Raw genomic sequence first — 19,090 nt, forward strand, 5'->3', positions numbered from 1 at the left:
ATCAAGAGAGATAGCGCGCCGGAGTAAACGTCCGGTTTACGGAATCAGAAAGGGCGACCGTGAAAGCCGCCCTTTTCCGTCAAGAATGGTTAATTTATATTTACCGAAAGCTTTTAATTTACTGATCCAGGAAGGACCGCATCTTCCGGCTGCGCGACGGGTGCTTGAGCTTGCGCAGCGCCTTCGCCTCGATCTGTCGGATACGCTCGCGGGTCACGCTGAACTGCTGGCCCACTTCTTCCAACGTATGGTCGGTATTCATCCCGATGCCAAAGCGCATGCGCAGCACGCGTTCTTCACGCGGGGTGAGGCTGGCAAGGACGCGCGTGACGGTTTCCTTGAGGTTCGCCTGGATCGCGGCATCCACCGGAATGATCGCATTCTTGTCTTCGATGAAGTCGCCCAGATGGCTGTCTTCCTCGTCGCCGATCGGCGTTTCGAGCGAGATCGGCTCCTTGGCGATCTTCATCACCTTGCGCACCTTTTCGAGCGGCATCGACAGACGCTCGGCCATTTCCTCGGGCGTCGGTTCGCGGCCCTGCTCGTGCAGGAACTGGCGGCTGGTGCGGACCAGCTTGTTGATCGTCTCGATCATATGGACCGGGATACGGATGGTCCGCGCCTGATCCGCGATCGAACGGGTGATCGCCTGCCTGATCCACCAGGTCGCGTAAGTGCTGAACTTGTAGCCGCGGCGATATTCGAATTTATCGACCGCCTTCATCAGGCCGATATTACCTTCCTGAATAAGATCAAGGAATTGCAGGCCACGGTTCGTATATTTTTTAGCGATGGAGATGACGAGGCGTAGGTTTGCTTCGACCATTTCCTTTTTGGCGATGCGCGCTTCGCGCTCGCCCTTCTGCACCATGTTGACGATGCGGCGGAACTCGCTAAGCGACATGCCGGTCGCCTGCGCGATTTCGCCCACTTCGTTGCGGATGCGATCGACCGCGCGCCCTTCGGCGGCGACAAAGGCGGTCCATTTCTTGTCGAGGCCGCCGACCTTGTCGAGCCAGCCATCGTCCAGTTCGTGGTTTACATAGCGGTCGAGGAAATCCTTGCGCGGCACCTTGTGGCGCTCCGCCAGGCGCAGCATCTGGCCGCCGAGCGCGGTCAGGCGACGGTTATAGGCATAGAGCTGATCGACCAGATATTCGATCTTCTGCTGATGGAACTGGACGCTCTCGACCTGCGCGGTCAGGCTTTCACGCAGTTCCTGATAGTCGTCCTCATCCTTTTGGCTCAGCACCTCGCCGGTCGCCATGGCGACCATGCGCGAAGCCTGCGCGGCGGAGAAGGCGCGGAAAATCTCGGTGATGGTCGCGAACTTCTCAAGCGCCATCGGCTTGAGCGTTTCTTCCATCTGGGCGAGGGACAGCGTGTTGTCCTCTTCCTCTTCCTCTTCGGCGCGGCGGGCGCGGGGGGCGCCGTCCTCATCCTCATCGGCGTCGGCGGATTCCTCCTCCGGCTCTTCCTCTTCCTTGAAGCTAGGACCGGCGGTCTTCTCGCTGATCTCGCCATCCTCGTCCTCGGCGCCTTCCTCCAGATTTTCCGGGGCAGGGTCCTTGGAAAGCATGGCGTCGAGATCGAGAATCTCGCGCAGCTGCATTTCGCCATTGTTCAGCGCGGTCGACCATTCGATAATCGCGTTGAAGGTGGTCGGGCTTTCACACAGACCGAAGATCATCGTGTCGCGACCGGCCTCGATCCGCTTGGCGATGGCGATTTCGCCTTCGCGGCTGAGCAGTTCCACCGCGCCCATTTCGCGCAGATACATGCGCACGGGATCGTCGGTGCGATCGACCGTTTCCTTCTTCTTTTCGGTGATCAGCTTGGGGCCGTCATCGTCGCCCGAATCGTCTTCGGCGTCCTCGGCATCCTCGCGCTCGCGCTGCTCGTCGCCGTCTTCGCTCGCTTCCTCATTCTCGACGATGTTGACGCCCATGTCGTTGAGCGCGGACATGACGTCTTCGATCTGCTCGGAGGACATCTGGTCCTGCGGCAGAGCGTCGTTCAGTTCGTCATAGGTGATGTATCCGCGCTTTTTCGCGCGAGCGATCAGCTTCTTGACGGAGGCTTCGTTGAGGTCGAGCAGGGGCGCATCGCCGCCTTCGTCCCCGCCGTCGCCTGCACCCGCCGCATTTTTGCTGTTCGCCTTGGTCGCCATGTATTCGCCTTAACTCCGTCGCCCCCGCATAGGGACGATCAAATCAAACAATGTCTTCGGACTGGCCGAGTTCCGCCAAACGGTCCAGATGATTCCGATGAGCGACCAGCGCGCGATTCTGCGCTAGCAAATTCTCATCGCTCACATCCGCCTTCACCCGCTCGGTCGCCAGGACCAGATTCTGTTCCAGCTCCGGTCCCTGCGCCATGACCCGAACGGCCTCCTCCAGATCGCGCGCGACGCGATCTGGATCGGTGGTCATCCTGGCGGGAGTGAGTGTGAACGCGTCGGCCCGGAGCATCCCCTTAGCCATATTATACAACTCACCTTGCCCCAATATGGTAAGGAGGCCCTGCGTTTCAACTGTTTCTTTGCGGAAGGACGCGCCGATCATCGCATCGAGCAATTGCGTCAGCAGCGGATCGGCGATTTTGAGGGACGACAGCATTTCCCGGTGCAGCCTGATCTGTTCGGGGTGCCGCAGCAGGCTGGCGAAGACGGCGCGCAGCAATCGCTGCTCCAGGCCGGTCGCGCCGATCGCGTGGGCTTCGGTCCCGGCCGAGGGGATGGGTGGTTTCCAGTTGCCGCGCTTGTCGCGTTGCCAGCGCGCGCCGCCACCATATCCCGCGTTGCCGCCTTGGGCGCGCTGTTGCGAAGGCCCCGAATCGCGCCGTGCGAAGAATCGGGCGTCATAGCGTTCGCGAAATTCATGCGCATAATGGGCGCGCACGTCGGGATGGGCGATCGCGTCGGTGATGGTGCGCAGCCGCTGCTTGAGCGCGGCTTTCTGCTCGGGCGTATCGAGCGGGGCGGCGGCCAGTTCGTGGCTCCAGAGCCGTTCGATGAGCGGCTCTGCCGCATCCAGCACCGCATCCATCGCTTTGGGGCCGCTGGCGCGAAGCAGGTCGTCGGGGTCTTGGCCCGGCGGCAATGTGGCAAAGCACAGGCTATGGCCCGGGCGCAGCAGGGGCAGGGCGCGGGTCGCCGCGCGGATCGCGGCCTTCTGCCCCGCCGAATCGCCGTCGAAGCACAGGATCGGCACTTCGACCATCTTCCACAGCCGTTCGATCTGATGCTCGGTCAGCGCGGTGCCGAGCGGGGCGACGGCGTCGCCGAACCCTGCCTGGGCAAGGGCGATCACGTCCATATAGCCTTCGACAACGATCACGCGATCGGTCTGCCGACTGGCGGGGGAGGCGCGGTCGATATTGTAGAGGGTGCGGCCCTTGTCGAACAGTGGCGTGTCGGGCGAGTTCAGATATTTGGGTTCGCCCGCGCCCAGGATACGGCCGCCAAAGGCGATGACACGTCCACGAATGTCGCGGATCGGCAGCATCAGGCGACCCCGGAAGCGATCGTAGCTCTCGCGTCTCTTGCCCTTATTGCCATCGGGATCGATACCGTCCGGGTCGATCAGCAGGCCGGCTTCGACCAGCATCGGATCGCCGAAATCCTTGAGCGCCGTCTTGAGGCGGCCACGTCCGTCAGGCGAGTAGCCGAAGCCGAAGGCGCGGCGGGTGGCGTCGCTGATCCCGCGTTTCTGGAGATAGGCGCGCGCCTCTCCGCCATCGATTCCGCCCAACTGCTCCTCGAAAAAGCCCTGTGCTGCCGCCATGGCGTCGTGCAGGCCTTTGGCCGCTTCGGCGCGTTTGGCGGCGCGCGGGTCGGCTGCGGGGACGTCCATGCTCGCGGCGGCGGCCAGTTCCTTGACGGCCTCCATGAAGGGCAGGCCGCGCTGGTCGGTCATCCACCGGATCGCATCGCCATGCGCGCCGCAGCCGAAGCAATGGTAGAAGCCCTTCTCGTCATTGATGGTGAAGCTGGGCGTCTTTTCGTTATGGAAGGGACAGCAGGCCTTATATTCGCGGCCGGCTTTCGTGACCTTGATGGTCTTGCCGATCAAGGTGGAAAGCGACGTGCGTGCGCGCAGTTCGTCCAGCCATTGGGGCGTGAGGGTCATCGGCGCTCTTCCCCCTCCCGCTTGCGGGAGGGGGGCTGGGGGGTGGGCTGGACCGGGCCACCCAATGCTGCCCTTACGATGGTCTCCAAAACGCCCTCTAGATTATCGGTAAGATCGTTATTCCAGAATCGGATGAGGCGGTAGCCCTGCGCCTCTATCTTTCCAGTGCGCATGGCGTCGTAATCTGTCGCATCGACATGCTGGCTTCCATCAAGTTCGATAACCAATCTGCGGGATCGGCACACGAAATCACAAATGAAGCCAGCGATGGGCATCTGTCGGCTGAATTTCAGGCCAGCCAGTCGGGCGCCTTTGAGGTGGCTCCACAGCAGGCGTTCTGCGGCGGTCGCGTTATGGCGCAAATCGCGCGCTCTATCGGTCGGTCGTGCAAGTCGAAAGGGTGCGCCCACCCCCTGGCCCCCTCCCGCAGGCGGGAGGGGGAGTGCTTGGCGCTCCCCCGTCTTGCTTCACCCCAACGCCGCCTTCACCAGCCCGCTGGCCTTGCTCATGTCGATGACGCTGCCGTGGCGTTCCTTCAGCACGGCCATCACCTTGCCCATGTCGCGCACGCTTTCCGCGCCGACTTCCGCCTTGATCCCTTCGATCGCCGCCTTGGTTTCTTCTTCGCTCAGCTGCGCGGGGAGGAAGCTTTCGATCACGTCCAATTCGGCCTGTTCCTTGGCGGCCAGTTCGTCGCGGCCGCCTGTCTTGAACATGTCGATCAATTCGCGGCGCTGCTTCACCATCTTCTGGAGCACTTCGACCACGATGGCGTCGTCATCCGGCACGGTGGAAGCGGTGCGCAGTTCGATGTCGCGGTCCTTCAGCTTCGCCAGGATCAGGCGGACGGCGGCCAGCCTTTCCTTGTCGCCGGCCTTCATGGCGGTGACCTGGGCGCTCTTGATGGTATCGCGAATCATCGACGCATAAATCCTGTTTCTTGCGGAAAGAGACAGATATAGCGCCAAAAGAGATTTTTAACAGACGTTGACCTTGCGGGCGTGGGGGCATAGGTGACCGGCCGTTTAACCCGCATCAGACGGGTTCCCGCAAAAGCATAAAGGACCGATCGCCATGGCTGACGCCAAAACCCTTACCGTGCCTAAAGGAGCGACAGGGGTCGTGGTTTTCGCCGATGGGTCCGCAGTGTTCGGGCGCGGCTTTGGCGCGGTCGGCGATGCGGTGGGCGAACTGTGCTTCAATACGTCGATCACCGGCTATCAGGAGATCATGACCGATCCCTCCTATGCCGGGCAGATCATCAATTTCACCTTTCCCCATATCGGCAATGTCGGCACCAACCTGGACGATGTCGAGGCGGACAAGCCCTATGCGCTGGGCTGCATCGTGCGCGAGGATGTGACCGCGCCGAGCAATTTCCGCAATGTCATGGCCTTCGACCAGTGGATGGCGGACAATGGCCGCATCGGCCTGGCGGGCGTCGATACGCGCGCGCTGACGCGCCTGATCCGGGTCAAGGGCGCGCCCAATGTCGTGATCGCCCATGATCCCGAAGGCGCGTTCGACATCGCCGCGCTGGCCGCCAAGGCGGCGGGCTGGCCGGGGCTGGAGGGCATGGATCTCGCCATCGAAGTCACGGGCAAGGAAACGCGCCTGTGGAAGGATGGCGGCTGGACGCTGGGCAAGGGCTATGATGTCGACGCCACCGACGCGCTGGAGACGGTCGCGGCGGGCTATCCTGCCAGCGATGCGGATGGCAATGCGCTGCTGTTCGACCAGCAGGACTTGCCGACCCCCGCGCCGCGCCCGCATGTCGTGGCCATCGATTATGGCGCGAAGAACAATATCTTCCGCAATCTGGTGAAGGCCGGCGCGCGCGTCACCGTACTGCCCGCGACCACGACGTTCGAGCAGGTGATGGACTTGCAGCCCGACGGCGTGTTCCTCTCCAACGGGCCGGGCGATCCGGCCGCGACCGGCGCCTATGCCGTGCCGGTGATCGCCGCACTGCTGACCGAAAATGTGCCGATCTTCGGCATTTGCCTTGGCCATCAATTGCTGGGTCTGGCTGTGGGCGCCAAGACGATCAAGATGCATCAGGGCCATCGCGGCGCGAACCATCCGGTCAAGCGGCTGGACGATGGCCTCGTTGAGATCACGTCGATGAACCATGGCTTTGCGGTCGATGCCGATACGCTGCCCGCCAATGTCCGCGCGACCCATGTGTCGCTGTTCGACGGTAGCAACTGTGGCATCGAACTGACGGATAAGAATGCCTTTTCCGTACAATATCACCCCGAAGCTTCGCCGGGGCCGCAGGACAGCTTCTATCTGTTCAAGAAGTTCGTGGCGGGCCTCAAAGGGTCGGTGGCGGCGTGAGCCAGCACCTCCCCCGTCGATGAAGTGCGCCTCGCCGCCGAGTGGGAGGCGGATAAGGACGTTCTCGCCAACCTCGCCGCCAATGGCGACGTGGCGCGGATCGCGCGGCCGGTGGACGTGTCGTTCCGCGGCAGCGAAAAGGATTTCGAGCGGCTGCTCACCATCGCCAGCCAGTTCGGCTTTGTCGAACTGGACCGGGAAGAGGATGAGGAGGGCGATCTGTACCTGTTCCTGGAATGCGTGCAGCCGGTCGACGAACAATCGATCCGCGCGCTGACCCGCAAATGCCTCCAGATCGAAATCCTCTGCGGCGTCGAATATGACGGCTGGGGGTGCGAGGCGCAGACGGGGGCGGTGCATTGATAATGCGCCGCTGTTCATCTCCCTCTCCCCTGCGGGGAGAGGGCCGGGGTGAGGGGGAACTGCGCTGATGGGATATTCTGCCAGTGCGCCACATCCTCATCCAATTTCGCCTAGCCAGCAGGCTGGCAAGGCTTCGTATCCGTCTCTCTCAAGGGAGACGGTTGCTGGCGAGACGCAGTTCAGATTGGATAGTGTCGAGGACGCCGTCCATATTGTTCAGCACTTCATGATTCCAGAAACGGATGACATGATAGCCGTATGCTTCGATAATGCGCGTACGCGCGGGGTCCGTGTCGTCCGTCGCATGTTGCCCGCCATCCAGCTCAACGACCAGTTTCACGCTGCGGCAGGCAAAATCGACGATATGCGGGCCGATGGGGAATTGTCGGACGAATTTGAAGCGATCGACCTGACTGGCGCGCAGCCGCATCCACAGAGATTTTTCCGCCTCGGTCAGTTCACCGCGCAGCTTTCGCGCGGTGCTGGTCAAGCGCTTTTCCGCCACCGTTTCACACCCTCACCCAACCCTCTCCCTCAAGGGAGAGGGCTTTGGAGCGTTACAGTCAATGCCTAAAAGAACCGACATCTCCTCCATCCTCATCATCGGCGCTGGCCCGATCATCATCGGCCAGGCGTGCGAGTTCGATTATTCGGGCACGCAGGCGGTGAAGGCGCTCAAGGAAGAGGGCTATCGCATCATCCTGGTCAATTCCAACCCGGCTACGATCATGACCGACCCGGAATTTGCCGACGCGACCTATGTCGAGCCGATCACGCCCGAAATCGTGGCGAAGATCATCGAGAAGGAGCGACCGGACGCGGTGTTGCCGACGATGGGCGGGCAGACGGCGCTGAACACGGCGCTGGCGCTGTTCAACGACGGCACGCTGGAAAAATACGGTGTGCAGATGATCGGCGCGGATGCCGAGGCGATCGACAAGGCGGAGGACCGGATCAAGTTCCGCGACGCGATGGACAAGATCGGTCTGGAATCGGCCCGCTCGCGCATCGCGCATACGATGGAAGAGGCGCTGGAGGGGCTGGAGTTTACAGGGCTTCCTTCGATCATCCGGCCGAGCTTCACCATGGGCGGCACCGGCGGTGGCATCGCCTATAATCGCGACGAGTTCATGACCATCGTGCGCGGCGGGCTGGATGCGTCGCCCACGACCGAGGTGCTGATCGAGGAGTCCCTCCTGGGTTGGAAAGAATATGAGATGGAGGTCGTGCGGGACCGCAACGACAATTGCATCATCATCTGTTCGATCGAAAATGTCGATCCGATGGGCGTCCATACCGGCGACAGCATCACCGTCGCTCCGGCGCTGACGCTGACCGACAAGGAATATCAGATCATGCGCAATGCATCGATTGCGGTATTGCGGGAAATCGGCGTCGAAACAGGCGGTTCCAACGTCCAGTTCGCAGTCAATCCGAAGGATGGCCGCCTGGTCGTGATCGAGATGAACCCGCGCGTGTCGCGCTCGTCCGCGCTGGCGTCGAAGGCGACCGGCTTCCCGATCGCGAAGGTCGCAGCGAAGCTGGCGGTGGGCTACACGCTGGATGAGATCACCAACGACATTACCGGCGCGACGCCTGCCTCGTTCGAACCGACGATCGACTATGTCGTGACGAAGATCCCGCGCTTCGCCTTCGAGAAGTTCAAAGGCGCCGAGCCGCTGCTGGGCACCGCGATGAAGTCCGTCGGCGAAGTCATGGCGATCGGCCGGAACATCCATGAATTGATGCAGAAGGCGCTGCGCGGTCTGGAAACGGGGCTGAGCGGCTTCAACAATGTGGATCATCTGGTCGGCGCGCCCAAGGACGATATCGTTGCGGCGCTCGCCCAGCCGACGCCCGACCGGCTGCTGGTCGCCGCGCAGGCGCTGCGCGAAGGCTTGAGCGTTCAGGAAATCCACAATATCGCCAAGTTCGACCCATGGTTCCTGGAGCGGATCAAGGAGATCGTCGATGCCGAAGGCGAAGTGCTGGAAAACGGCCTGCCGCAGGATGCGGACGGCATGCGTCGCCTCAAGGCCATGGGCTTTTCGGATAAGCGGCTCGCCTGGCTGGCGCTGAAATCCGCCAATCTGCGGGGCATGGAGCGCGGCATCGCACGCGGATCGGGCCTGATCCATGAAGCGGTTAAGGCAATGACCGGTGGCGTGACCGAGGATGAAGTGCGCAAGCTGCGCCACAAGCTGGGCGTGCGCCCGGTGTTCAAGCGCATCGACACCTGCGCCGCCGAGTTCGAGGCGAAGACGCCCTACATGTATTCGACCTACGAAGCGCCTTTGTTCGGCGAGGCGGAGAATGAAGCCGCGCCGACCGATCGCAAGAAGGTCGTGATCCTGGGCGGCGGGCCGAACCGGATCGGGCAGGGGATCGAATTCGACTATTGCTGCGTCCATGCCTGCTTCGCGTTGAGCGAAGTCGGCTATGAAACGATCATGGTCAACTGCAACCCGGAAACCGTGTCGACCGACTATGACACGTCGGACCGCCTCTATTTCGAGCCGCTGACGGCCGAGGACGTGCTGGAAATTCTGGCCGTCGAAATGTCCAACGGGACGCTGGCGGGCGTACTGGTGCAGTTTGGCGGGCAGACGCCGCTCAAGCTGGCGCAGGCGCTGGAGGATGCGGGCATTCCGATCCTGGGCACCAGCCCCGACGCGATCGATCTGGCCGAGGATCGCGAGCGGTTCGCGGCGCTGATCGACAAGCTGAAACTGCGCCAGCCCGCCAACGGCATCGCGCGTAGCCGGGAAGAGGCGATCGCGGTCGCCAATCGCATCGGCTACCCTGTTCTGATGCGGCCCAGCTATGTGTTGGGTGGCCGGGCGATGGAGATTGTCGACGGTCAGGCGCAGCTGGAGGAATATATCACGACGGCCGTGCAGGTGTCGGGCGAATCGCCGGTGCTGATCGACCAATATCTGCGTGACGCGATTGAGGTCGATGTCGATGCACTGTGCGATGGCGACGATGTTGTGGTCGCGGGCGTCTTGCAGCATATCGAGGAGGCGGGCGTCCATTCGGGCGACAGCGCCTGTTCGTTGCCCCCCTACAGCCTGTCGGACGAGATCATCGCGGAAATCGAGCGCCAGACCGAAGTGCTGGCCCACGCCCTGTCGGTGCGCGGCCTGATGAACATCCAGTTCGCGGTCAAGGATGGCGTCGTCTATCTGATCGAGGTCAATCCGCGCGCCAGCCGGACCGTACCCTTCGTCGCCAAGGCGATCGGCACGCCCATCGCCAAGATCGCGAGCCGCGTGATGGCCGGAGAGAAGATCAAGGATCTGCCCAGGATAGACCGCAACGCCATCGACCATGTGGCGGTGAAGGAAGCCGTCTTCCCCTTCGGCCGCTTCCCCGGCGTCGATCCGGTCCTGTCACCGGAAATGAAGAGCACCGGCGAAGTCATGGGAATCGATAGCAATTTCGCGACTGCCTTCGCCAAGGCACAGATCGGTGCGGGCACCATATTGCCGACCGGTGGCACCGTGTTCATCTCGCTCAAGGACAGCGACAAGCCGGTGATCCTGCCTGCCGCGCGCAAGCTGGTCGATATGGGCTTCAAACTGATCGCGACTGGTGGCACCGCCGATTACCTGGCGGAGCATGGCATCGCGGTGGAGAAGGTGAACAAGGTCGCCGAGGGGCGTCCGCATATCGTGGACAAGATCACCGACGGCGACGTGCAGCTGATCTTCAACACGACCGAGGGTTGGCAATCGCTCAAGGACAGCAAGGCGATCCGCACCAGCGCGTTGCGCCAGAAGGTAGCGAGCTTCACCACGGCGGCCGCCAGCGTCGCCGCAGCCGATGCAATCGAGGCTTTACGGGGTCATCCCCTTGAAGTGCGATCGCTCCAGTCCTATTATCCCCTGTCGCACGCCTGATCCCCTGCACAAGGAAGCATGCTGCGGGTGACCCGACGTTCGGGTCGCCAAAGGGAAGTTTTGACGAAGGATTTGCACTAATGGCGACGGTCGAAAAGATGCCGATGCTTCAGATGGGCTACGACAAGCTCAATACGCAGCTTCGCGAATTGAAGGCCGAGCGGCCCTTGATCGTGGACGCGATCGAAGAAGCGCGCGCGCACGGCGATTTGTCGGAAAACGCGGAATATCACGCTGCCAAGGAACGGCAGGGTCAGGTCGAGGCGACGATCAACGACCTGGAGGACAAGCTGTCCCGCGCCCAGGTGATCGATCCTAAGACCTTGTCGGGCGACAAGATCATCTTCGGCGCGACCGTCACACTGCTGGACGAAGACGACAAGCCGGTGAAGTATCAGATTGTGGGTCAGGCGGAGGCGGACGCCAAGCAGGGCATGATCAGCTATAACAGCCCGCTGGGTCGTGCATTGATCGGCCGTACGGTCGGCGAGGATGTGGAAGTGTCCGTGCCGTCCGGGGACAAATTCTATTCGGTCGATAAAATCGATTTCATCTGACCGTGAAGCTGCCAGCTGGCCGATTGACCAATGGGATCGCGGCGATCACCTTCGCCGCGTTCCTGCTGACTTTTCTGACGGGGCAGGTGGATAATGCCGCGATCATCGGCGGCTTCATCCCTGCGCGGCTGGACGATCCCGCGTTGTTGGAGGGGATGGCCGCCGTACCGAGTTGGCTGACGCCGCTCAGTTGCACCTTCATTCATGCAGGCTGGATGCATATCGGCTTCAATATGCTGATGTTGCTGTTCTGCGGGCGTCAGGTGGAGCATGTGCTGGGGTGGGGCGGTACGCTGGCCCTCTACATCGTCGGCGCCTATGGCGCCTGCTTGGCGCAATGGGCGCTCGATCCGGGGTCCACCAACCCTATGGTCGGCGCCAGCGGCGCAATTTCCGCCATCATCGCCCCATATGCGTTGCTCTATAGTCAGCAGCAGGTGCGTGCGATCGGGCCGCTATCGTCCAACGTGGTGCGTCTGCTGTGGCTGGCGGGGGCGTGGATCGCGGTGCAGCTGATGATCGGGCTGGCCAGCGGAGCGGGCATGGCGGAACTGGGGCAGATCGCGATCGCCGCGCATATCGGTGGTTTTCTGGTCGGGCTGGCGCTGACCCGGCCATTGCTCCGTTGGCGATTTCGGAAGAAGCCAAGGGTCGTCAACTGACGTTTGGGATTTGCTCTGCCCCGGCGAAGGCCAGGGTAGGCTGATCGCAGAACTGTACCCCGGCCTTCGCCGGGATACAGAAATATCTTTCAAATCAAGCGGCCGGCAATTCGGGTTCCAGCAGGCGGTGCAGATGCACAATTACGTAGCGCATTTCTGCGTCATCGACCGTGCGTTGCGCGGCGCTGCGCCAGGCTTTTTCCGCCGAAGCATAGTCAGGAAATACGCCGACCAGATCGACGTCCTTCAAATCCTGAAATTCTAGCGTCTGCGGGTTGGTTACGCGACCGCCCATCACCAGGTGCATTTTGCTCATGGCGTTTTCTATTCTCCTTTGGCTGATGGCGACGCCTTAGCATCGTCGCTGGCATCAGCCAAGGAGAGCGGCGGCAGGCCGCGATTGCGTTTGCCGCAATCGCGATTAGCTTTTCGGCAATCGCGCCTTGATCGCGTCGCTCAGCGCATCGACCTTCGCCGCAACCAGGGCGGTGACGTCGTCGGCCAGCTTGGATGCTTTAGCAGGCAGATCAGCCTCCTCCACATTGTGCCGGGCATCGGCCGCAGCGCCGCTCAGCGCATCGACCTTCGCCGCGACCAGCGTGGCGACCATATCGGCCAGCTTGGACGCCTTTGCAGGCAGATCGGCCGCCGCCACATTATCGCGCGCGTCCGCCGCAGCGTCGCTGGCGCTGTGGAATGCGTGCGTTGCGCCCTTCTTCACCGTTTCAGCGCCTTCGGCAGCCACGGAGCGGGCGGCGACGGCCGCTTCCAACACACGCGATCCTGCGGTAGCGGCCAGGCCCGGCAGCGCTTTCATGACGGCGCGGCTTTTGGGGAACATCCACGCGACGACAGCCCCCACCGCAACCGCGCCCGCTACGGCCACGATCGGATGTTCCTGCACGATTTCGTTGGCGCGGGTGGCTACACGCTGCGTTTTTTCCCGTGCCTCGCCATAGGCTTCGCTCGCCTTGTCGCGGCTGGTCTGGATGAGGTCGCCAGCGCTGTCGCGCGCCTTTTCGGTGGTGTCCTTGATCCGGTCGGACGCTGTGACCGCCGCATCATTGGCGGCTTCGCGAACGCGAGTCAGTTGAGCGCGGATATCAGCCATCGTCAGTCTCCGAATTATCTGTTCCTGTGTTCCTTAGACGAACGTACAGCCGCCCGAAAAGTGCCGTCAGCGGTCGCCGGGCCAGAAACAGGGCAAAGGCCGCAGCCGCCGCGCCGGAGGCGACGGGGCGTTGCTGGACCTTTGCGACGATCCTGCCCGCGCCATTCTTGATCGCCCCTTTGGCCTTGTCCCTGATATCCTGCTTGATGCGGGCAGGGGTGACGCGGTCCTTGGCCTCTTGTGCCGTTATGGTCAGGCGACCCTTTGCGGCGTCGGCCCGTTCGCAGGCCTCGCGATAGCGGGTCTCCAGCGTCGTCATGGCGCGATCGCCTTCTTCATGCGCGTGATGCATCCCTTGGCGGCGAGCAAAAGGAGCAGCACGACGACCAATCCGCCGCCGACCACGATCAGCGTGGCCCAGATCGGCGCCACGATTTGCGACAGAGCGATGATAAGGCCGACCAGCAGCGCAACAATGCTGGCGAAGGCCAGCATGAGCGCCACAACGCCGAAGATCGCGGCATTGCGCACGCCGACGCCGATGATCCCGGCCCGCAGTTTCTGCTTTTCTGCTTCTGCCGCCGCATAGGCGCGACTGTCAGCATAGAGGCGTGCGAACGTCGCTCGCACACCCTCTTCGCGTGCCTGTTCTGCGGGCGCGCCGTCGGGCTGCCCATCGGTATGCGGCGTCACCGCCGTTTCCGCTGGCTCGTCAATCAATTGGACCTCCGACCCGCCATACGGGCCTGTGCGTCAGAATATGTGATCGTCTTTCGGCGGTCAGGCCGTATCATCCGACCCTTTGGCAAGGCGCATCAGCACGAAGCCGACCACCGCCGCCGCGCTGATCGCCACCGCAGGGCTTTTGCGCACGAAGTCGCGCGCTTCACCCAGCAACTGGTCGATATCCTTGGTGTCCAGCGTGTCGGCCGCGCCCGCGACCGATTCCGCGGCCTGACGGGCATAGTCGCCATATTGCGGCCCCAGTTTGGCATCCACGGTGCCAGCGGTGTCGGAGATCAGCTTGGCCAGGCTCTGCATGGCGCTGCCGGTCTTGCCCTTGGCCACGACAGCTGCCGATTTCGCGGTCTTGCCGGCCTGATCCTTGATCGGGTCGATATGTGCTTTCCAATCGACGGCGTTCAGCTTTTCCGCAGCAGCCTTGGCTGCCTTTCCGGCCTTTTCCTTGATCGGCGCAATCTGCGATGCCCAGCCATCCGACGCCGCGCCATTGGCGGCGGCCAGAGCGGCAGAGGCCTTGCGGGACGCGGCTTTCTTGATCGGCGCAGCCTTCACCGCAGGCGCGGACGGCGTGGCGATGGCCGACTTGGCGGGCTTCGCCTTGACCGGCTTGACCTCTACCGTCTTCTTCACGCGCTTGGTGGGCGGGGTGCCTGGTGTGTCGGCCATGGTCCTCTGGTCTCCCTTAACAAATTCAGCATGGCGGCCGATAAAGGCCTGCGGGCATCATCGCACAAATGCATCGTGGCGGCCTACAGTTCCGTTGCCGTTACATTTTCGAGCATCGGCATTTTTTGCGTCCGCGCAACCCCCTGCATTGCCATCGGAGTAGGCGCTGGCTAAGCGGAGCGCGAGTTCCCGGCCGCAAGCCACCCGTTACGACCGCAAGTGCAGGAGCGTTCATGACCGCAATTCTCGATATTCACGCCCGTCAGATTCTCGACAGCCGGGGCAACCCAACCGTCGAAGTCGACGTCATGCTGGAAGATGGCAGCTTCGGCCGCGCCGCCGTGCCTTCGGGCGCATCCACCGGCGCTTATGAAGCGGTGGAAAAGCGCGACGGCGACCAGAGCAGATATCTGGGGAAGGGCGTGTTGCAGGCCGTTGCCGCCGTCAATGACGAGATTGCGGGCGAGTTGATCGGCCTGGACGCCGAGGATCAGGGCGAAGTCGACGCCGCGATGATCGCGCTGGACGGCATGGAGAACAAGTCGCGCCTGGGCGCCAACGCCATCCTGGGTGTGTCGCTCGCCACCGCGAAGGCCGCCGCCGACGCGCGTGGCCTGCCGCTCTATCGCTATGTCGGTGGCGTGTCGGCCCATGTCCTGCCGGTGCCGATGATGAACATCATCAATGGCGGCGAACATGCCGACAACCCGATCGATTTCCAGGAATTCATGATCATGCCGGTCGGTGCGGACAGCATCGCCGACGCCGTCCGCATCGGCTCTGAAATCTTCCATACGCTCAAGAAGGGCCTGCATGACAAGGGGCTGGCGACGTCGGTCGGCGACGAGGGCGGCTTTGCCCCCAACATCGCTTCCACGCGCGATGCGCTCGACTTCATCATGCTGTCGGTCGAGAAGGCGGGCTACAAGCCGGGCGACGACGTCGTGCTGGCGCTGGACTGCGCCGCGACCGAGTTCTTCAAGAACGGCCGCTACGAGATTTCGGGCGAAGGCCTGTCGCTGACGCCGGTCGAAATGGCCGACTATCTGGCCGCGCTGGCCGCCGACTATCCGATCAAGTCGATCGAGGACGGTATGAGCGAGGATGATTTCGAGGGCTGGAAGGCGCTGACCGACAAGATTGGTGGCAAGGTTCAGCTGGTGGGCGACGATCTGTTCGTCACCAACCCCGCGCGCCTGGCGATGGGCATCGGCAAAGGGCTGGCCAACTCGTTGCTGGTCAAGGTCAACCAGATCGGTACGCTGACCGAAACATTGGCCGCCGTCGATCTGGCGCATCGTTCGCGCTACAGCGCCGTCATGTCGCACAGGTCGGGCGAAACCGAAGATGCGACCATCGCCGACCTCGCCGTCGCGACCAATTGCGGGCAGATCAAGACCGGTTCGCTCGCCCGTTCGGACCGGCTTGCAAAATATAACCAGCTCATCCGGATCGAGGAAGAACTGGGTGATATCGCGGTCTATGCCGGGCGTTCGATTTTCCGTTAAAAACCGTCAGGGACTCGGCTGGCCGCAAGCAATGTATTTTTCGCTTGCGGCCAGCCTTTTCCTGTGATTCATCTGACTTATGGCGCATATCGCGAAGCTTCGTCTCCTCTTATGGTCGGCTATCGGCCCCGCGATCGCGCTGCTTTTGCTGCTGTTCTTCGCGGGCTATGTCGTGCTGGGGTCGAACGGCGTGCTGGCCTGGGGCGATTATTCGCGCCAATTGCGCGAGGCGAAGACGGAATTGCACGCGACTCAACTGGCGCGGGCGAAACTGCACAATAGAGTCGACTTGCTCAATGCCCGCCGGGTCGATCCCGACCTGTCGGACGAGCTGATCCGCCGTCAGTTGGGCGTCATCCATCATGATGAAGTGGTCGTGCCGCTCAACTGAGCCTTGCGCCATCTGCGATCGCACGCAAGGAATTTGCGTGGTGAATGCGATCTTCGTAATTTTGATGCGAGCTTGGTGGGCGCGGTTGTAGAGACTGCCGCGCCTGTCATCGATTTTTACCGATAGCTGTCGGTTCTGCCCGGATTTCGAGGCGTCCGCCGTTGCAATATATGCAACTCTACCGCTATATCGGCCTTCCTTCCATCCTACCCCCACGCAAAAGGATAATAGCCTTGGCGAAACCAACCACGCCGCGCGCTGCGAGCGCAAAGGCAAAGGCGGCTGCACCCGCCGTCGCCGGTGCGGACCATAACCGGCCTCGCCCGGAAACGCCGACCGATTACAAGGCCAGCAAGGAAGAATTGCTGGAATTCTATCGGCAGATGGTCCTCATCCGCCGCTTCGAGGAGAAGGCCGGCCAGTTGTACGGCCTGGGCTTCATCGGCGGCTTCTGTCATCTCTATATCGGCCAGGAAGCCGTGGCCGTGGGCATCCAGTCCGCGCTGCAGCCCGGCAAGGATAGCGTCATCACCGGCTATCGCGATCATGGCCACATGCTCGCCTATGGCATCGATCCCAAGGTCATCATGGCCGAACTGACCGGACGCGAAGCGGGTATCTCGCGCGGCAAGGGCGGTTCGATGCATATGTTCAGCGTCGAACATAAATTCTTCGGTGGCCATGGCATCGTCGGCGCGCAGGTGTCGCTCGGCGCGGGCCTGGGCTTTGCGCATAAATATAATGGCGATGGCGGCGTATGCGTCGCCTATTTCGGTGACGGCGCGGCCAACCAGGGCCAGGTCTATGAATTGTTCAACATGGCCGAACTGTGGAAGCTCCCGATCATCTTCGTGATCGAGAACAACCAGTACGCCATGGGCACCAGCGTCAACCGCTCTTCGGCCGAGGACCAGCTCTATCGTCGTGGCGAAAGCTTCCGTATTCCCGGTATCCAGGTCAACGGCATGGACGTGCTCGCGGTACGCGGCGCGACCGAGGAAGCGTTGAAGTGGGTGCAGGGCGGCAATGGCCCGATCCTGCTGGAAATGAAGACCTATCGCTATCGCGGTCACTCCATGTCCGACCCGGCCAAATACCGGTCGCGTGAGGAAGTGCAGGCGATGCGCGACAAGTCCGACCCGATCGAGGGCGTGAAGAAATATCTGATCGGAGTGGGCGTCAGCGAAGACGACATCAAGCTGATCGATCAGGACATCCGCAAGATCGTCGCCGAAGCGGCCGATTTCGCCGAAACCTCGCCCGAACCGGACATGGCTGAACTCTATACCGACGTGTTGGTGGAGCAATATTAATGGGTATCGAAATCAAGATGCCGGCGCTCTCGCCGACGATGGAAGAGGGCACGCTGGCCAAGTGGCTGGTGAAGGAAGGCGACGACGTGAAATCCGGCGACATCCTGGCCGAGATCGAAACCGACAAGGCGACGATGGAATTCGAAGCCGTCGATGAAGGCAAGATCGGCCAGATCCTGATCGCCGAAGGGAGCGAAGGCGTAAAGGTCGGCACCGTCATCGCGACGATGGCGGGCGAGGACGGCGAAGAGGCGCCGGCGCCCAAGGTACAAGCCCCCAAGGCCGAGGAAGCGCCCAAGGCCGACGCCGAGGCAGCGCCCAAGAAGGCGGAGAGCGGCACGTCCAAGCTGGCATCGGAAGCCAAGGCGACGGTGCAGGATCCGGACCTTCCCGAAGGCACCGAGTTCGTCAAGACGACGGTCCGCGAAGCGCTGCGCGACGCGATGGCCGAAGAAATGCGCAAGGACGAGCGCGTCTTCGTGATGGGCGAGGAAGTCGCGGAATATCAGGGCGCCTACAAGGTGACCCAGGGCCTGCTGGACGAGTTCGGCGACAAGCGCGTCATCGACACGCCGATCACCGAATATGGCTTTGCCGGCATCGGTACGGGTGCAGCCATGGGCGGCCTGCGCCCCATCATCGAGTTCATGACGTTCAACTTCGCCATGCAGGCGATCGACCACATCATCAACTCCGCCGCCAAGACCAACTATATGTCGGGCGGCCAGATGCGCTGCCCGATCGTGTTTCGCGGTCCCAACGGCGCGGCCAGCCGCGTCGGCGCGCAGCACAGCCAGAATTACGGTCCCTGGTATGCCGCCGTTCCCGGCCTGATCGTCATTGCGCCCTATGACGCGGCCGACGCCAAGGGCCTGCTCAAGGCGGCGATCCGCTCGACCGATCCGGTCGTGTTCCTGGAGAACGAACTTCTCTACGGTCGCAGCTTCGACGTGCCCAAGGTCGACGACTATGTCCTGCCGATCGGCAAGGCGCGCATCATGCGCCCGGGCAAGGACGTGACGCTGGTCAGCTATTCGATCGGCGTGGGCCTGGCGCTCGACGCGGCGGAAACGCTGGCGGGCGAAGGCATCGATGCCGAAGTGATCGACCTGCGCACGCTGCGCCCGCTCGACACTGCGACGGTGCTGGAGAGCCTGAAAAAGACCAACCGCCTGGTGGTGGTGGAAGAAGGCTGGCCGACCTGCTCGATCGCGTCGGAAATCGCCGCGGTCGTGATGGAACAGGGCTTCGACGACCTCGACGCCCCGGTCCTGCGCGTCACCAATGAAGACGTGCCGCTGCCTTACGCCGCGAACCTGGAAAAGGCGGCCCTGATCGACGCCGCACGCGTCGTCGCAGCGGCGAAGAAGGTGTGTTACAGGTAAATATGGACCGGGCCGGTG

At 62.4% G+C, this 19,090-nt stretch carries 19 protein-coding genes; 9 read left to right on the forward strand and 10 right to left on the reverse strand.

Features of this window, described 5'->3' with window-relative positions; translation table 11 throughout:
* Window positions 1–118 precede the first annotated feature (118 nt).
* The 4 genes from rpoD to U5A82_RS10455 all read right to left on the reverse strand — a co-directional run bounded on the left by rpoD (window position 119) and on the right by U5A82_RS10455 (window position 5,050).
* Window positions 119–2,170 (reverse strand): RNA polymerase sigma factor RpoD, encoded by a 2,052-nt coding sequence (gene rpoD, locus U5A82_RS10440; RefSeq protein ID WP_326290667.1) that lies wholly within the window; start codon window positions 2,168–2,170, stop codon window positions 119–121.
* A 43-nt stretch (window positions 2,171–2,213) separates the two neighbouring features.
* On the reverse strand, window positions 2,214–4,130 hold the full coding sequence (dnaG, locus tag U5A82_RS10445; protein ID WP_326290668.1) for a DNA primase: 1,917 nt from the start codon (window positions 4,128–4,130) through the stop codon (window positions 2,214–2,216).
* Window positions 4,127–4,492, reverse strand: a complete 366-nt coding sequence (locus U5A82_RS10450; RefSeq protein WP_326290670.1) for an endonuclease domain-containing protein — start codon at window positions 4,490–4,492, stop codon at window positions 4,127–4,129. The genes dnaG and U5A82_RS10450 overlap by 4 nt, the downstream gene beginning before the upstream one ends.
* A gap of 105 nt (window positions 4,493–4,597) precedes the next feature.
* Window positions 4,598–5,050 carry a GatB/YqeY domain-containing protein gene (locus tag U5A82_RS10455; protein WP_326290671.1) on the reverse strand — a complete coding sequence of 151 codons (453 nt, stop codon included), beginning with the start codon at window positions 5,048–5,050 and terminating at the stop codon, window positions 4,598–4,600.
* Window positions 5,051–5,204: 154 nt separating this feature from the next.
* Here U5A82_RS10455 and carA point away from each other — a divergent pair, with 154 nt between their 5' ends.
* On the forward strand, window positions 5,205–6,470 hold the full coding sequence (gene carA / locus U5A82_RS10460) for a glutamine-hydrolyzing carbamoyl-phosphate synthase small subunit (protein ID WP_326290674.1): 1,266 nt from the start codon (window positions 5,205–5,207) through the stop codon (window positions 6,468–6,470).
* 24 nt (window positions 6,471–6,494) lie between these two features.
* On the forward strand, window positions 6,495–6,833 hold the full coding sequence (locus tag U5A82_RS10465) for a ribonuclease E inhibitor RraB (RefSeq protein WP_326290676.1): 339 nt from the start codon (window positions 6,495–6,497) through the stop codon (window positions 6,831–6,833).
* A 148-nt stretch (window positions 6,834–6,981) separates the two neighbouring features.
* Here the strand turns inward: U5A82_RS10465 and U5A82_RS10470 are convergent, their stop codons facing one another.
* Complete coding sequence (locus U5A82_RS10470) at window positions 6,982–7,323, reverse strand: endonuclease domain-containing protein (RefSeq protein WP_326290679.1); 342 nt, start codon at window positions 7,321–7,323, stop codon at window positions 6,982–6,984.
* 76 nt (window positions 7,324–7,399) lie between these two features.
* Between U5A82_RS10470 and carB the strand changes: the two genes are divergently transcribed.
* The 3 genes from carB (at window position 7,400) to U5A82_RS10485 (ending at window position 11,954) form a co-directional block, all read left to right on the forward strand.
* On the forward strand, window positions 7,400–10,735 hold the full coding sequence (gene carB, locus U5A82_RS10475; RefSeq protein ID WP_326290681.1) for a carbamoyl-phosphate synthase large subunit: 3,336 nt from the start codon (window positions 7,400–7,402) through the stop codon (window positions 10,733–10,735).
* A gap of 80 nt (window positions 10,736–10,815) precedes the next feature.
* The gene (gene greA / locus U5A82_RS10480) at window positions 10,816–11,292 is read left to right on the forward strand and encodes a transcription elongation factor GreA (RefSeq protein WP_326290683.1); all 477 of its coding nucleotides are present in this window, start codon (window positions 10,816–10,818) and stop codon (window positions 11,290–11,292) included.
* 2 nt (window positions 11,293–11,294) lie between these two features.
* Window positions 11,295–11,954 (forward strand): rhomboid family intramembrane serine protease, encoded by a 660-nt coding sequence (locus tag U5A82_RS10485; protein ID WP_326290685.1) that lies wholly within the window; start codon window positions 11,295–11,297, stop codon window positions 11,952–11,954.
* Between the two features lie 94 nt (window positions 11,955–12,048).
* Here U5A82_RS10485 and U5A82_RS10490 read toward each other — a convergent pair whose 3' ends face one another.
* The 5 genes from U5A82_RS10490 to U5A82_RS10510 all read right to left on the reverse strand — a co-directional run bounded on the left by U5A82_RS10490 (window position 12,049) and on the right by U5A82_RS10510 (window position 14,475).
* Entirely contained in the window at window positions 12,049–12,270 is a 222-nt protein-coding gene (locus U5A82_RS10490; protein ID WP_326290687.1) for a DUF4170 domain-containing protein, read from the reverse strand.
* A gap of 105 nt (window positions 12,271–12,375) precedes the next feature.
* On the reverse strand, window positions 12,376–13,065 hold the full coding sequence (locus U5A82_RS10495) for a hypothetical protein (RefSeq protein WP_326290689.1): 690 nt from the start codon (window positions 13,063–13,065) through the stop codon (window positions 12,376–12,378).
* On the reverse strand, window positions 13,058–13,384 hold the full coding sequence (locus U5A82_RS10500) for a hypothetical protein (RefSeq protein ID WP_326290691.1): 327 nt from the start codon (window positions 13,382–13,384) through the stop codon (window positions 13,058–13,060). Before U5A82_RS10500 ends, U5A82_RS10495 begins: the two co-directional genes overlap by 8 nt.
* Window positions 13,381–13,785, reverse strand: coding sequence for a hypothetical protein (locus U5A82_RS10505; protein ID WP_326290693.1), 405 nt, complete (start codon window positions 13,783–13,785; stop codon window positions 13,381–13,383). Before U5A82_RS10505 ends, U5A82_RS10500 begins: the two co-directional genes overlap by 4 nt.
* Before the next feature lie 60 nt (window positions 13,786–13,845).
* On the reverse strand, window positions 13,846–14,475 hold the full coding sequence (locus U5A82_RS10510; RefSeq protein ID WP_326290695.1) for a hypothetical protein: 630 nt from the start codon (window positions 14,473–14,475) through the stop codon (window positions 13,846–13,848).
* 233 nt (window positions 14,476–14,708) lie between these two features.
* Here U5A82_RS10510 and eno point away from each other — a divergent pair, with 233 nt between their 5' ends.
* The 4 genes from eno to U5A82_RS10530 all read left to right on the forward strand — a co-directional run bounded on the left by eno (window position 14,709) and on the right by U5A82_RS10530 (window position 19,072).
* Window positions 14,709–15,983, forward strand: coding sequence for a phosphopyruvate hydratase (gene eno / locus U5A82_RS10515; protein ID WP_326290696.1), 1,275 nt, complete (start codon window positions 14,709–14,711; stop codon window positions 15,981–15,983).
* A 79-nt stretch (window positions 15,984–16,062) separates the two neighbouring features.
* The gene (locus U5A82_RS10520; protein ID WP_326290698.1) at window positions 16,063–16,374 is read left to right on the forward strand and encodes an FtsB family cell division protein; all 312 of its coding nucleotides are present in this window, start codon (window positions 16,063–16,065) and stop codon (window positions 16,372–16,374) included.
* A gap of 233 nt (window positions 16,375–16,607) precedes the next feature.
* Entirely contained in the window at window positions 16,608–17,687 is a 1,080-nt protein-coding gene (gene pdhA, locus U5A82_RS10525) for a pyruvate dehydrogenase (acetyl-transferring) E1 component subunit alpha (RefSeq protein ID WP_326290700.1), read from the forward strand.
* Window positions 17,687–19,072, forward strand: coding sequence for a pyruvate dehydrogenase complex E1 component subunit beta (locus U5A82_RS10530; RefSeq protein ID WP_326290702.1), 1,386 nt, complete (start codon window positions 17,687–17,689; stop codon window positions 19,070–19,072). Before pdhA ends, U5A82_RS10530 begins: the two co-directional genes overlap by 1 nt.
* Window positions 19,073–19,090: the final 18 nt, after the last annotated feature.

It is taken from the genome of Sphingobium sp. CR2-8, assembly GCF_035818615.1.
Classification (GTDB): Bacteria; Pseudomonadota; Alphaproteobacteria; order Sphingomonadales; family Sphingomonadaceae; genus Sphingobium.